This window comes from Acetitomaculum ruminis DSM 5522, from assembly GCF_900112085.1.
Taxonomy (GTDB): Bacteria; Bacillota; Clostridia; order Lachnospirales; family Lachnospiraceae; genus Acetitomaculum; species Acetitomaculum ruminis.
Genome location: NZ_FOJY01000013.1, coordinates 59,860 through 74,714, shown reverse-complemented (window position 1 = coordinate 74,714; position 14,855 = coordinate 59,860). Strand labels below are relative to the sequence as shown.

Here is a 14,855-nt window from a genome sequence, read left to right as displayed (position 1 = left end):
AAGTGCCACTGCGTTCATGAGGAAGTAGCGAAGCGGATTCCGAATGTCCGCTTTACAAGGAGAAAAAATATGAATTGTGGCATTTTATTAGCCGGTGGCAAAGGAAAAAGGATGAATTCCCAGATTCCAAAGCAATATCTTTCTTTAAGGGGATATCCTGTTCTTTATTACAGCTTAAAGGCTTTTGAAGAAAGTGATATAGATGAAATAATCATTGTTGCATCAAAAGATTATATGGATTATATAAAAAATGACATTGTTTTAAAATATGAATTTAAAAAAGTAAAAGCCTATGCTCTTTCAGGAAAAGAGAGAATGGATTCTGTGAAAAACGGGCTTTTAGAAGTTGAAAATTGTGAATATGTCCTTATCCATGATGGTGCAAGGCCCATGGTAAGTCCAAAACTTATTAATGATTGTCTAAAAGAGGTAAAAAAATATAAAGCTATTGTAACAGGAACACCTTTAAAAGATACCATCAGATGGATAGATGATAAGGATTTTGGCGGTGCTACTTTGGATAGAAGCAGGCTTAGAAATATACAGACACCTCAGGGATTTTTGTTTGAGGAAATAAAAGCTGCTCATTTAAAATTACAGGAAAACAGAGCCCAAAATGAAGATATAACCGATGATGCAATGGTGCTTGAAAGATTTCTGGGACGAAAAAGTGTTATAATTATGGGGGATTATAAAAATATTAAAATTACTACAGCTGAGGATTTGATAATCGCCGGGGCTTTTTTAGATGAAAAAGAAAAAAATAATTCTTGAAAGACATTTTTTGATACTGTATATTTGAGAAAAAAAGGAGGATTACATGGAGAACAGACTTGCTGTAATGGCTATTATAGTGGAAGATGCGAATGCAGTTGAAAAAGTAAACAAACATCTTCACGATTATAGAGAGTACATTATAGGGAGAATGGGGATTCCTTATAAACAAAGAGCTATTTCAATGATTAGTGTGGCTATGGATGCACCACTGGATGAAATAAATGCCTTGTCCGGAAAACTGGGGAAAATTGAGGGTGTTACAGCCAAGGCAACGATTTCAAAGCTTTAAAAAATATAATGAGAGGGTATGTGAATGGAAGAACTAATAAGAAAGTTATATGAAACAGGATTTTTAGAGAGGGAGGAGTTTAAAAAGCTCATAGAAGACAGGAATGAAGAATCCTATGAAGCTTTAAAAAAACTGGCATCTAAAAGAGCTATTGAAAATTATGGACATGATGTATATTTAAGAGGTCTTATTGAATTTACAAATTATTGCAGAAATGACTGTTATTATTGCGGAATAAGAGCTTCAAATAAAGAAGCGGAAAGATATCGTCTTAGTAAAGATGAAATTTTATACTGTGCTGATATGGGTTATAAATTAGGCTTTAGAACTATAGTTTTACAGGGGGGAGAAGATTTAACCTATAAGGATGAGGAAATTTGTGACATTATAAGAGAAATAAAAAAGCTTCACGAAGATGTTGCCGTAACCTTATCTATTGGTGAAAAATCAAAGGAAAGTTATGAAGCCTATTTCAAAGCAGGGGCTTCAAGGTATCTTTTAAGGCATGAAACGGCAAATGAAGAACATTACAAAAAATTACATCCTGATAAGTTATCTCTTGAAAACAGAAAAGAATGTTTAAAAAATTTAAAAGAAATAGGTTATCAGATTGGAGCCGGATTTATGGTAGGTTCACCGTATCAGACTATTGATTATATTATTGATGACTTATTTTATTTAAAAAAACTTCAACCTCATATGATAGGAATAGGCCCATTTATTCCTCATAAGGATACACCTTTTAAAGATTTTGAAAGGGGAAGTCTGGAATTGACCTTATACATGTTAGCCATACTAAGGTTAATGTTTCCAAAGGTTTTACTGCCTGCCACCACAGCTTTAGGAAGTATTGATCCTAAGGGAAGAGAAAAGGGAATTCTTTCAGGAGCCAATGTAGTTATGCCAAATCTTTCTCCAAAGGATGTAAGAAATAAATACATGCTTTATGATGGAAAAATCTGTACCGGAGATGAGGCGGCGGAGTGCAGAAAATGCATGGAAAGAAGAATTGAAAATATCGGTTACAAAGTGGCAGTTTCTAAAGGAGATCATATTGATTTCGTAAATAATCTAATAAAATGCTAAAAAATTTACCCCCGCTTTAAAAGGCGGGGGATTTATATTGGATTAAACTTTATCACATATCCAGTTTGAAAAATCTTCTCCGGCAAAAAGAGGTATTTCTTCCTGATAATATCTTCCTGAGTAGGCAATATGGGGAATACTTACAAAGTCTGTATCATAAAGATTTTCTTCATGCAGGACTCTTTTATAAAGAGGGTCGGCAATTACCAGTTCAGCTTCATTTATTAATTTTTCAGCATCATCTTCATAAATACCGTCACTGTCATCTTTACTTAGTAAATCGCAGTTTTCCTCAAAAGGCGAAAGAATTTTTATATTTTCATATCCAAATTCCCTGGACAAACAGTATTTTATGGAATCTGCATAAACTGCTTCCCCGATAACAAGAACCTTTTTACTTTTCTTAAAGGATTTATAGCTTTTATATTCAGTGGTATCCTGACTATAAGGAATATCAAGGGCTTCTTTTATTTTATTAATCATTCTTTTAATGCCGGAAATGCCCATAGGTATTCCACAGACATAAGGAATATCATATTTTTCTTTCATAAATTTTGCGGCTAAAAGTCCCGTGGCACTGACAACTACATTTACATGAGCCATTGCTGCTTTTGAAATATCCTCTAAGGTATTTCCCATGGCGAAATTGGAAATAATACTTATATCATTTTTTTCAAATACAGCCATTATGTTTTTGACATGATTAATATCGTAAAAATCAAGGGGTGTAAACCCAAGAATATTAATCTTTATGCCATCTTTAAGGAGCGCTTTTTTATTATCTAAAACGAAGGTTTGGGCTATGCTTTTAAAGGCATGTCCGGCTCCTTTTATGTAAGTATTTATTCCATTTGTCATATATCCAAAGGCAGGTATATCTGTAAGAGCAGTAATTTCTTTGGCAATTCCCACAAAATCCGTTCCCATAAACATAGGAACCGGGGAACCACACATTGCCACAAAATTAGGATGCTCACTTTTACATACTTCTAAAATATTATCTACTAAAATATCATCTCTTCCTAAAATGGCATCGGATTCTGTTAGTCCTGATACATAAAAAAGGCTGTCCATGTCATACCATCTGGGTTCGTCATGGGTATTGTAAGTGGAATTACAGCCTGATGCATCATGGATAATCACTAAGCCCCCTAGTTCGTAAAGGGCAGAAGCTATTCCAAAGGCATCTGCCGAATAGGTTGAAAGAACTCTGTAAACCTGTCTCATCCGTGACACCCCCATCCTTTAACTGAAATAATCGATTTTACATCTGATTCAACTTCAGAAGCATCCACCATCATTTCACACATTTGTCTTATGCCGTCAAAACCGTGAATTCCGCCATTTTCAACAATATTAACCATATGTTTTGTTCCGGTAAAATATGCAGCCTTTTGTCCTATTGCCAAAAGTTCTCCATTATAATCATCTGCAAGATGCTTGTCAACAACCCTGCATTTATAGTCAACCGTTGGAAAAATTTCAAGATTTGGAGCATTATCTTTTAAATATTCAATATCATCTTCTTCAGCCGGGTTTATTTCGTCACAATAAATTCTTATAACATTTATTCCGTAAGAAACAAGTAGTGCTGCTAATGAAAATGGTCTTAATACAGCAGCATAATCAATAACAACCGGCATATCTTTTAAAAATTCTTTTGTAAGTTTTAAGGATTTTATGGCTGTTTCCTTAAGATAAGAAATGTCCATTAAAGGAAGTGAAAGCTTTTTGGAAAGGGAAGCAAGTTCATCTTCAATGGCATCCATATTAAAGGTACAGGGCATAAAAATATAGTCTTGATGAATTCTTTTTTCTAAAGATTTTGCAGCAAACTCGCTACAGTTTCTTGTATAAATATTTAAAAAGCTAAGACTCATTGCCTTGTATTCATCATATTCTTTTGTGTTACAGATATCTCTTACCTCAAAACCTGCATTATTAAGCATTTGCACAAAATCTGAGGATTTTTTTATTGCAAAATTGTTTCCGATAATGTTTATGCTTTTTTTGTCCTTTTCAATGTCAACAAGACCTTCATACAAAGATTTAAACATTAAAGCTTCCGGGGTAAATTTTTGCCTCATGGTAGGTGTCATGTAACATTCAATAAAATCAATATCAGGAAAACGCTCACGCAAAGTTTTATACACAAGATTTAAGTCACAGGCCAGAAAATGGTGGACACAACTGGTGTAGGTTAAAACTGCCGGTGGACGCTTTTTAAGATTATTAATAATATCCGTTACCCCTTCTATAAATAAATCTTCTAAATCTCCCTCTAATATGTCATGTTCTTCCAGATTTATACTGGAATATCGATCAAGTCCGCCATATTCTTCTGCTGATAATACAACCCCCCTAAGACAGACACTGGCACAAAGAAAGATTTGATGACTGTGGGGAATGAGCATTGAGGTGTGGGCTATGGTCCAGGTACCTCTTGCAGGAGCAGAAAAAACAAGCCCTGCCTTAAAAGGCGTAAAGGAATCAAGATTTGAAATCTTAATGGCTAAAGCCTCATCTGCCTCCTTTTTTTCATGCGATAATTTTTTAAACATAAATCCTCCTAAAATAGTTTATAAATCCTTATTTATAACAGCTTCTGCCAAAGCAAGGTATTCCTTTGAAGCCTGACACTCAGGAAATGCATCAAGAACAGCCTTGTGAAGTTTATCAGCCTTTGTAATATCATTTGAATGATTAATTACACCAACTATTGGAGCATTTACTTTTTTAGAAAACTCCTCAACTGCCTCAAGCTCGTCTTCAACATCCTTTTTATTTAAAATAATACCGGAAAGTTTTGCATAGCCCCTGTTTTTAAAATGTTCCACTGCCAAAGCTATGTTATTTGCGGCATATAAAGCCATGTTTTCTCCTGAGGTGACTACATAAACCTTATCAGCATAGCCTTCTCTTATGGGCATGGAAAATCCTCCACATACCACATCTCCCAATACATCATAAAAAATAACATCAGGATTATAGATATCATAGGCATTGTTTTCATCCAAAAATTCCAGGGCTTTAATTATTCCCCTTCCGGCACAGCCTGTTCCCGGTATGGGCCCCCCTACTTCCACACATAAAACCCCGTTATAGCCTACTTTAACCACATCATCAAGGGTCATATCCTTCCCCTTTTGTCTGTAGAGGTCTAAAACCGTATCAATAGGCTTTCCGTCATGTAGATTAATTGTGGAATCGGCTTTAGGGTCACAACCTATTTGCATTACCTTTAGTCCCTTTTTTGAAAGGGCAACGCTAAGGTTTGATACTGTGGTTGATTTACCTATTCCGCCTTTTCCATAAATGGCAATTTTTATCATATCCTTCTCACTACCTCCATAAAAAACTCTTGCCCTTAATTATAGGTTTAATAAATAGATTTAACAATCTTTAAATTTAAATAATTAAAAAATATTAAAAAACTAATTTAATTCTTTGACAATTAGCCTGCCAAATGGTAGGATATTGATAAGATTTATCGTTCTGATTGGAAAGAGATTCTGAACAAAAAGAACTTTTATTACAAAATAATATTTAAGCTCACTCTGACTGCCGGCATTATTATACCTGTGGAAAGATTTGGTTTATAAAAATCCGAAAAAACCTTTTCTTATGTGGAAGGTTCTTTTGGTGAAGGTGCCGGCTGTATTTTGGTATGGTATTTTATAATATTATTTTTTAGGAGTTCATTTTTTAAGAATCGGGAAATGAACTTTTTTTGTTACCAAATACTTAAGGCAAGGCTTTACAATTCTATTTTTATCTAAAACATTTCCCTAAATCAGACGTTTTTTAACTTGTTATTTAAAAAGGAGAAGTAAAATATGTTAAAGATTGCTGTTTATGGCAAGGGAGGCATTGGGAAGTCTACCATTACCAGTAATTTATCAGCAGCCTTTGCAGCCCTTGGAAAGAAAGTAATCCAGATTGGCTGTGATCCAAAGGCAGATTCTACCATAAATTTATTGGGAGGAAATGTGGTAGAACCGGTTATGAACAGATTAAGACAAGAAACCGAAGAGGTTTCCATAGAAGATATATCAAAAAAAGGTTTTAAAGACATTGTCTGTATTGAAACAGGCGGTCCTACACCGGGACTTGGATGTGCCGGAAGGGGAATAATTGCCACCTTTAATTTGTTGGAGGATTTGGAATTATTTGAAAAATATAAACCGGATGTTGTAATGTACGATGTTTTAGGTGATGTAGTATGTGGAGGTTTTGCAGCTCCTATCAGGGAAGGATATGCAAAAAAAGTACTGATTGTCACTTCAGGGGAAAAAATGGCATTATATGCAGCTAATAACATAAACACAGCTGTTAAAAATTTTGAAGACAGAAGTTATGCCAAAGTCAGGGGTATCGTTTTTAATCACAGAAATGTAGAAAATGAAGAAGAAAAAGTAAAGGAATTTTCCAGAAAAAATAACCTTCCTATAGTTGGGGAAATACCAAGAAGTAAAGAAATCATCAAATTTGAGGATGAGGGAAAGACGGTTATAGAGGGAGATCCGGACTCAGAAATCAGCAAGAGATTTTTTGATTTGGCAAATTTACTCCTTTTGGATAAGGAGGATGAGGATGAAGATTGATAATCCAAAAGCAGTCAGCTTTAAGGTTAAAGAACTGGTAGAAAGAGGAGCAAGGGATATTCCAAATGAATTAATATCCAATGAACATCTTATTTATTCTTCCCCGGCTACTCTATCCTATAACTCTCCGGGAGCTTTGGGCTTTGGTGTAAAAAGAGCAGGACTTGTAATTCCTGAATCAGTAATGCTTTTGGTAGCACCAGGGTGTTGTGGAAGAAACACAACAGTTTTGGGAGATGAAAGCGGATATGCTAACAGAATGTTTTATCTTTTAATGAGTGAAAATGACCTTGTTACCGGAAAACATTTAAATAAGATTCCAAAAGCCGTTAAGGAAATTTGTGACAGTCTTGAAAAAAAGCCAAAAATTGTGGAGATATGTATTACCTGTGTAGATGCTCTTTTGGGAACAGACATGGACAGAATTTGTAAAAAAGCTCAAAAAGAAGCTGATGTAAAGGTAATTCACTGTTACATGTACGCTTTAACAAGAGAGGGAAGAAAACCTCCTATGGTTTTTGTAAGGTCAATGATTTACTCTTTGTTAGAGCCGGCAAAAAAGGACCCAAGATGTGTAAACATTCTTGGAAATTTCACACCTTTAGCTGATGATTGCGAGTTTTATGACCTTTTAAAAGAGGCAGGAATAAAACAGATTAATGAAATTTCAAGATTTAAAAACTTTGATGAATATAATGAACTGGCAAAGGCAAATTTTAATATAGTTTTACACAAGGAAACAAATCTTGCCGCAAAGCAGATGATGGATAAATTAAAGATTCCATTTATTGAACTTACAAGGCTTTATCAGCTTGCAAAAATTAGAAATCAATATAGATTGTTTTTTAAGGCAATAGATTGCGAAGTTGATGATGAAAAATACTATGATAAGGCAAAAGAAACCCTTCAAAAATTCAAAGAAAATTATAAAAATCTTACCTTTGCCATAGGTGAAATGATAAATGCAAATCCCTTTGAATTAGCACTAGCCCTTAGTCAGTACGGCTTTAAGGTAAAAGCGGTTTTTGCAAATCTTTCAAAGGATGATTACATTTACTTAAATGAGCTGGAAAAAATCTCACCGGATACAAGGGTTTTTACAAATCTTTCTCCTACGATGCTTAACTTTAAGGTGGAAGAAGAGGTTGATATAACCTTGGGAAAGGATGCTTCTTATTATTACAAAGATGCCTTAAATGTGGCATTTAATCATGAAAGTATTCCTTTTGGATATATGGGATTAATAAGCCTTTTAAAAGAGATAATGCATGTGGTTGATACTAAAAAAAGCCTTGGTGATGAATTTCAGATAAAATATCCGGTACTTTCACAGTACAAGATGAAAAAAGATGCCTATAAAAGTGAAACAAAGGGACTTTGGAAGAAATTATCACCGTTTGCACCGGATCAGTCAGGGGCTTCCTCTGTTTATTACGAGTTTGGAGGAACCAGTGTTATTATTGATGCCGGAGGCTGTGTTGGAAATGTATGCGGTTTTGATGAGCCAAGATGGTTTATTAAAAAAAGTACAATTTTTTCAGCAGGTCTTAGGGATATAGATGCCATTATGGGAAGAGATGAAAAGCTTTTGGAAAAGGTGGAAGATAACCTTAATACAAATGGTGGAGAATTCGTTGCCCTGGTGGGAACTCCTGTACCGGCAGTTATTGGTACAGATTTTAAAGGCCTAAAAAGAATCGGAGAAAAAAGATTAAATATTCCTTTTGTGGGGGCTTTTACCAATGGAGTTGAATATTATGACATTGGAGCCTATAAAGCCTACGAATCATTGATAGATACCTTTACGGATAAAAATGAAGAAGGAAGTAAGAAGGATATTATTGGAATATTTGGTGCCACACCTCTTGATATGCCAACCCTTGAAACAGCCTGCAATTTTAAGAAAAAAGTTGAAGAATTTGGACTTGGTAAAGCTTATGTTTACGGATATGGAGACGGATTGGAAGCTTTAAAAAAGGCCTCTTACGCCAGAGTAAACATAGCAGTTTCAGTATCAGGATTTTTAGCCTGTAAATATATGCAAAAGAAGTTTAATATTCCATTTGTCACCTCTTGTGCCTATGATAAAAAAAGTTTTGAAAGACTTTATAAATCCCTTAAAAATATCTTTGAAAACAAAGAGGAGTCAATAGATGAGGCTGTTACTTATGGGGATAAAAAAGCTCTGTTACTTCATCAGCAGGTATTTGCCAATGAAATCAGAAAAAATCTTTATGATAGTGGTAAATACAAAAAAATTGATGTATGTGGCTATTTTAAAATGGCAGACACCCTTCTTTGTCAAGGGGATAAAAGACTGGTGGAGGAATATGAATTTTGGGATATGGTTAAAGAAGGGGAATATAATGAAATATATGCAGATCCTCTCTTTAAAAAGCTGATACCGGATTTTGAAGGAAAATTCATAAGCCTGCCTCATTATTCCGTATCAGGTCATATGCATGAAATTAAAACAGACAGTGAATATTTTAAAGAAATCATGACAGAATAATTACTTATTGCTGCATAAAAAACGAATAATAACAATGCAAAATTCAATATCTGATTTGTGTGAGGTAATAAGCATGGAGAAGGAAAAACTAATAAGAGTATACGGAATTGTTCAGGGAGTGGGGTTTAGACCTTTTGTAAGTCGTATTGCTGATGAAAATGAAATAAAGGGTAGCGTCTGTAATAAAGGACCTTATGTGGAAATATTCGCCAAAAGCGAGGATGTAAAACTTGAAAAATTCATTGTGGATTTAAGACAAAAAGCTCCAAAACGCTCTGCTATTTTAAAAATCGAAGAAAAAGAGATAGAAGTGGATAAATCTACCAAATTTCAGATAATTAAAAGCAAAAAAGTCAAGGGGGATGTATATGTTTCACCAGACATTGCCATTTGCCCTGATTGTCAAAGGGAGCTTTTTGATAAAAATAATAAAAGATATCTGCATCCTTTTATAAATTGTACGGCATGTGGTCCAAGACTTACCATTCTTGATTCAATGCCTTATGACAGGGTTCGTACCAGCATGGGGGCTTTTCCAATGTGCAAAGAGTGCGAATACGAATATACAACTCCTACCACAAGAAGGTATCATGCCCAGCCGGTTTGCTGTAATGACTGCGGACCAAAGCTTTACATTGTGGGAAAAGAAATATATGACAAAGATGCCCTTATATATACAAGAAAGCTTTTAAGAGAAGGAAAAATAGCTGCAATAAAAGGAATCGGAGGTTTTCATCTTTGTGTGGATGCAAGAAATAAAGAAGCCGTTCAAAGACTTAGAGATTTGAAAAAGCGTCCTAAAAAGCCTTTTGCCCTAATGATGAAAAATATGGAAACTGTTGAAAAGGAATGTATTACAAGCAGTCTTCAAAGGGATATTTTAGAGGGGCCTCAAAAACCTATTATTCTTCTTGAAAAAAGAAAAGATTCTAGTTTGTGTGATGAGATAGCCCCGAAAAATCCAAGTGTTGGAGTAATGCTTCCTTATGCACCGGTACAGCTTTTACTTTTTGATTATCCTGATGGAGAAGAAATGACAGATTGTTTTGTAATGACTTCAGCAAATGTATCAGGAGCACCAATATGCAGAACTGATGAAGATGCAATTAAAGAAATTTCAAATATGTGTGATGTTATTTTATCAAATGACAGAACCATAAGATTAAGAGCAGATGATTCAGTAATGAGTTTTTATGATGATAAACCTTACATGATAAGGCGTTCAAGAGGATATGCGCCCCTTCCTGTAATGCTTGGAAAAGAGTACAAGGGCAAGGTTTTGGCAATAGGAGGAGAGTTAAAATCCACCTTTTGCGTAGGAAGCAATTCACTGTTTTACCTTTCACCATATGTAGGGGATTTAGAAGATATAAGAAGTGTGAAAGCTTTGGAATTTGCCATAGGAAGACTTTCAAGTTTATTAGAGGTTGAGCCTTCTTTAGTAACCTGTGACCTTCATCCAAGGTATAATTCCACCCTTTTAGCGGAAAAAATCGCCAAAGAAAAAGGTATTGAAATATTAAAAATTCAACATCATTATGCTCACATTGCTTCTTGTATGGCTGAAAATGATATAAGCCAAAAAGTTATAGGAGTATCCTTTGACGGAACCGGCTATGGAACAGACAATACCATATGGGGTGGAGAATTTTTAGTTGCTGATTTTTTGGGATTTGAAAGAGTGGCAAAAATTAAACCTTTTAAGCAGGCAGGAGGAGATGCCTCTTCGAAGGAAGGCTATAGAATAGCAGTTTCCATGATAGATTCCATCTTTGGAAGAGAAAAAACAAAAGAAATTTCAGATGCTTTGGGACTTTGTGATGATAAAACCTTAAAGGTGCTTTATATGATGCTTGATAATAACATAAATACCGTAAAATCAACCTCAGCAGGTCGTTTATTTGACGGGGTAAGTGCTATTTTAGGTATAAAAAAAGCTTCTACCTTTGAAGGAGAAGCTTCAATGAGTTTGGAATTTGCTGCCAAAAGCTACGAAAAAGATGTTTTAAGAAATCAAAAAGAAATAGAAATCGATGCTTTAAAAAATGAACTTAAAAACTTTGAAAATAAAGAAGTATACGAGTTAGAAACGGATATTTTAGTAAAAGAATTAGTAGAAAGAAAGTTAAATGGAGAAGATTCACAAAAACTTGCCTATGATTTTCATGTTAAACTATCAAAATTAATAATTAAAAGCTGTTTAATGATAAAAGAAAAAACAGGCTTAAATATAGTAGCCCTAAGTGGAGGCGTATTTCAGAATTTATTGCTTTTAAGACTTTGTGATAAGGGGCTTTCAAAGCTTGGTTTTAAAGTTTTAAAACATTCTCTGATACCGGCAAATGACGGTGGAATCGCCTTGGGACAGGCTGTAATAGCTATGAATTACCTTGAACGCAGTGTAAGCAATCCCCCGCTTCAAAAGCGTAAGCTTTAAGCGGGGGTATAAGCTTACTAGTGTCAGAAGGGGTTAAAGCCCCTTCTGACAGGTGGCACAAAGTGCCACTGCGTTCATGAGGAAGTAGCGAAGCGGATTTAAGAATGTCCGCTTTACAATAAAAACAAATAGAAAGGAAAATCTGTTAGACAGATAAAGGTGAAAAATATGTGTGTAGGATTACCGGGAAAAGTTGAAAAAATAAAAGACGGCATGGCAATAATCGATGCTTATGGTGCAAAAAGGCAGGTAAGTGCCGAACTATTGGAGGATTTAATGCCGGGAGATTATGTAATGGTTCATGCGGGAGTTGCCATTGCAAAAATAACATCAGATGATGATGAAGAGCTTGATGAGCTTTTTAAAGACGAAAAATAAAAGTTAATATGTGGAGGAAGTAAAGTGAGTAGTGAAACTTTAGATTTGGCAAGGGATATTATCAGCAATTATTCCGGTAGAACTTTAAAAATCATGGAAGTATGCGGAACCCATACCCACCAGATTTTTAAGTATGGTATAAGAAAGCTCTTATCTTCTGATATATCTTTAATATCAGGGCCGGGATGTCCGGTTTGTGTTACTCCTACCGGTTTCATAGATGAAGCTGTAATGCTGGCTCTTGAAAAAAATGCTACGATTGCCACTTTCGGCGATCTAGTAAGAGTTCCGGGAAGCGAACAAAGTCTTGCACTGGCAAGAAGCAAGGGGGCAAAGATAAATATAGTATATTCTCCTTTGGATGCTGTGGAATATGCAAAAAATAATCCTGATGAAGAAGTGGTATTTTTGGCTGTGGGATTTGAAACCACCACACCTTCGGCGGCTTTAGCAGTTAAAAATGCCAAAGAAAAGGGAATTTCAAATTTTTCTATTCTGGGAGCTAATAAAACCATGATGAATGCTTACAGAATGTTAAAAGACAGTGCAGATGCTTTTCTTTATCCGGGACATGTGTGTGCCATAACAGGTTTAAAAGAATATGATGAATTAAAAGACGAAGGTATTTATGGAGTAGTTACAGGCTTCACTCCAAAAGAGATTCTTGGTGCTTTGGCCATGACAGTTAAAAAGCTGGAAAAAGGAGAGGCTTTTGAGGAAAATTGCTATAAAAGAGTGGTGACCTATGAAGGAAGTCCCTCAGCACTAAAACTGATAGAAGAAACCTTTGACAGCTGCGATTCAGAATGGAGAGGTCTTGGAATAATAAAGGATTCAGGTCTTTGTCTTAAGAAAAAATACAGTGATTTTGATGCCAGAAAGAAATTTAATCTTCCTGAAATTACGGGACATCCAAATCCACATTGCAGATGTGGTGAAGTATTGCAGGGAAAATGTACACCTAAAGACTGTAAAGTCTTTGGAAAAGGATGTACTCCTGAGCATCCTATTGGAGCCTGTATGGTTTCAGGTGAGGGAGCTTGCAGTGCATTTTACAAATATGGCGGTGATTTTTAACAGCCAAAAAAATTATAATTTTAAGGAAAGAAGGGTAGAGCCCTAAAAGGCGAAAGAAAAATGGAAGAGAAGGTTATAACATTAGCACATGGAGCAGGAGGAAGACAGACTTCTGACGTAATAAACAATATTTTTAAAAAGAATTTTGCAAACGAGAATTTAACAGCAGATGATGCAGCAGTATTACCAATGGATGCAGGAAAGATTGCATTTACTACAGATGGTTTTATTGTTTCACCGGCTTTGTTTCCCGGTGGAAACATTGGAAAATTAAGTATCTGCGGTACGGTAAATGATTTATCCTGCATGGGGGCAAAACCTTTGTATTTATCCTGTGCCTTTGTAATTGAAGAAGGTTTTCCAATAGAAACTTTGGAATTAATTGCAGAATCTATGGCAAAAACAGCAAAGGAAGCAGGCGTTAGGATTGTAGCAGGAGATACCAAAGTTGCAGGAAAAGGTCAGGTAGATGGTGTATTTATCACAACCACAGGAATCGGAAAAATACAAGAGGGAGTTAATACTGCCGGAGACCTTGCAAAACCGGGTGATGCAGTAATAGTAACCGGAGATGTGGGAAGACATGGCTGTACAATTCTTGTAGCCAGAGATTCCTATGGAATTGATGCAGATGTAACAAGTGACTGTGCACCTTTGTGGGATGCAGTTAAAACCATGATTGATACTACAAAAGATATACATGTTATACGAGATGCCACAAGAGGCGGTGTAGGAACGGTTCTTTATGAAATTGCAGAACAAAGCAGCGTAGGGATTAGACTTGAAAAAGAAAACATTCCTGTAGATGATAAGGTAAAAGGTGTATGTGGAATGTTAGGACTTGAGCCTTTATATTTAGCCTGTGAAGGAAGACTTGTGGTATTTGCTCCTAAGGAACATGCTCCTGCCATAGTTGAAGCTTTAAGAAAAGGTAAATATACTCAAAATGCCGCAATCATAGGTGAAGTTACAAAAGAAAATGTCGGAAAGGTTATAATGAAAACAGAGATTGGTTCAGAAACCATTTTGCCTGCACCTGGTGGAGAACTATTACCTAGAATCTGTTAATTAATAGATATAATAATATTCCTTTTTTTATATAAACCCACACTAGAAATCATTTTGTTTTTTGGTGTGGGTTATTTTTAAAAAAATTCATATCAAAAATCTTCTGTCGAATAGTCAAAAATCTAAAAAATAACAATGAAAAAATTGGAAGATAATAACCATAAAATTGAAATTAAAAAGCCCTGATTTGGGAATTAATCAGTAAAAACAATGGTGTTTTCACCAAAAAATATGCTGATTGATAATAAAAATAATTGAGAAAACATATCAATTACAAGGCTATTGTAACAAAGATACAGTTGCCAAATTCCACTCTCAGAATTAAAAAATGGGGGCTTTTTTTAACTAAAAATATATTGCTAATGGTACAAAGAAAAAATCTAATTGAGAAAAATTTTCGTTAAAATAACAAAAAAATATCCAAATAACAGGGAATGGTAAGGTAAATATCTAATCATTGTGTTGATTTTGTACTGATTTGACCAAACTTAACAAAACTAAACTGTAAATAAAGTTTGTTAAATTTTCTGCGCAATATAAAAAAGGGCTTGAAATTATTGATTTTCCACATATTTTTAGTAAACATTTTATAAAAATAAACAAAATAGAGGGCTTAAATAATGAAAA

The 14,855-nt window shown here is 34.9% G+C and carries 12 protein-coding genes; 9 read left to right on the top strand and 3 right to left on the bottom strand.

Annotation, left to right across the window (positions count from 1 at the left end):
- Positions 1 to 69 precede the first annotated feature (69 nt).
- From ispD to hydE, 3 genes are read left to right on the top strand one after another with little or no spacing between them, the layout of a single operon-like run.
- Positions 70 to 774, top strand: a complete 705-nt coding sequence (gene ispD / locus BM153_RS09370; protein ID WP_092873060.1) for a 2-C-methyl-D-erythritol 4-phosphate cytidylyltransferase — start codon at positions 70 to 72, stop codon at positions 772 to 774.
- 46 nt (positions 775 to 820) lie between these two features.
- Complete coding sequence (locus tag BM153_RS09365; protein WP_092873058.1) at positions 821 to 1,066, top strand: TM1266 family iron-only hydrogenase system putative regulator; 246 nt, start codon at positions 821 to 823, stop codon at positions 1,064 to 1,066.
- A 24-nt stretch (positions 1,067 to 1,090) separates the two neighbouring features.
- Positions 1,091 to 2,152, top strand: a complete 1,062-nt coding sequence (hydE, locus tag BM153_RS09360) for a [FeFe] hydrogenase H-cluster radical SAM maturase HydE (RefSeq protein WP_092873056.1) — start codon at positions 1,091 to 1,093, stop codon at positions 2,150 to 2,152.
- A gap of 42 nt (positions 2,153 to 2,194) precedes the next feature.
- Here the strand turns inward: hydE and BM153_RS09355 are convergent, their stop codons facing one another.
- Genes BM153_RS09355 through BM153_RS09345 form a run of 3 tightly spaced genes read right to left on the bottom strand, consistent with a single transcriptional unit; the run spans position 2,195 to position 5,484 of the window.
- A complete protein-coding gene (locus BM153_RS09355; RefSeq protein ID WP_177205636.1) occupies positions 2,195 to 3,379 on the bottom strand; it encodes a nitrogenase component 1 in 1,185 nt (394 codons plus the stop codon).
- Entirely contained in the window at positions 3,376 to 4,713 is a 1,338-nt protein-coding gene (locus BM153_RS09350) for a nitrogenase component 1 (RefSeq protein WP_092873052.1), read from the bottom strand. The genes BM153_RS09355 and BM153_RS09350 overlap by 4 nt, the downstream gene beginning before the upstream one ends.
- Positions 4,714 to 4,731: 18 nt before the next feature.
- Positions 4,732 to 5,484 carry a nucleotide-binding protein gene (locus tag BM153_RS09345; RefSeq protein WP_092873050.1) on the bottom strand — a complete coding sequence of 251 codons (753 nt, stop codon included), beginning with the start codon at positions 5,482 to 5,484 and terminating at the stop codon, positions 4,732 to 4,734.
- Between the two features lie 504 nt (positions 5,485 to 5,988).
- Here BM153_RS09345 and BM153_RS09340 point away from each other — a divergent pair.
- The 6 genes from BM153_RS09340 to hypE all read left to right on the top strand — a co-directional run bounded on the left by BM153_RS09340 (position 5,989) and on the right by hypE (position 14,228).
- A complete protein-coding gene (locus tag BM153_RS09340) occupies positions 5,989 to 6,756 on the top strand; it encodes a nucleotide-binding protein (protein WP_092873048.1) in 768 nt (255 codons plus the stop codon).
- Positions 6,746 to 9,268 (top strand): nitrogenase component 1, encoded by a 2,523-nt coding sequence (locus tag BM153_RS09335; protein WP_092873046.1) that lies wholly within the window; start codon positions 6,746 to 6,748, stop codon positions 9,266 to 9,268. Before BM153_RS09340 ends, BM153_RS09335 begins: the two co-directional genes overlap by 11 nt.
- 73 nt (positions 9,269 to 9,341) lie before the next feature.
- Positions 9,342 to 11,705 (top strand): carbamoyltransferase HypF, encoded by a 2,364-nt coding sequence (gene hypF / locus BM153_RS09330; protein WP_242949109.1) that lies wholly within the window; start codon positions 9,342 to 9,344, stop codon positions 11,703 to 11,705.
- 168 nt (positions 11,706 to 11,873) lie between these two features.
- Entirely contained in the window at positions 11,874 to 12,083 is a 210-nt protein-coding gene (locus BM153_RS09325; RefSeq protein WP_092873042.1) for a HypC/HybG/HupF family hydrogenase formation chaperone, read from the top strand.
- A gap of 24 nt (positions 12,084 to 12,107) precedes the next feature.
- On the top strand, positions 12,108 to 13,160 hold the full coding sequence (gene hypD / locus BM153_RS09320; RefSeq protein WP_242949108.1) for a hydrogenase formation protein HypD: 1,053 nt from the start codon (positions 12,108 to 12,110) through the stop codon (positions 13,158 to 13,160).
- 60 nt (positions 13,161 to 13,220) lie between these two features.
- Positions 13,221 to 14,228, top strand: a complete 1,008-nt coding sequence (gene hypE, locus BM153_RS09315) for a hydrogenase expression/formation protein HypE (protein WP_092873040.1) — start codon at positions 13,221 to 13,223, stop codon at positions 14,226 to 14,228.
- Positions 14,229 to 14,855: the final 627 nt, after the last annotated feature.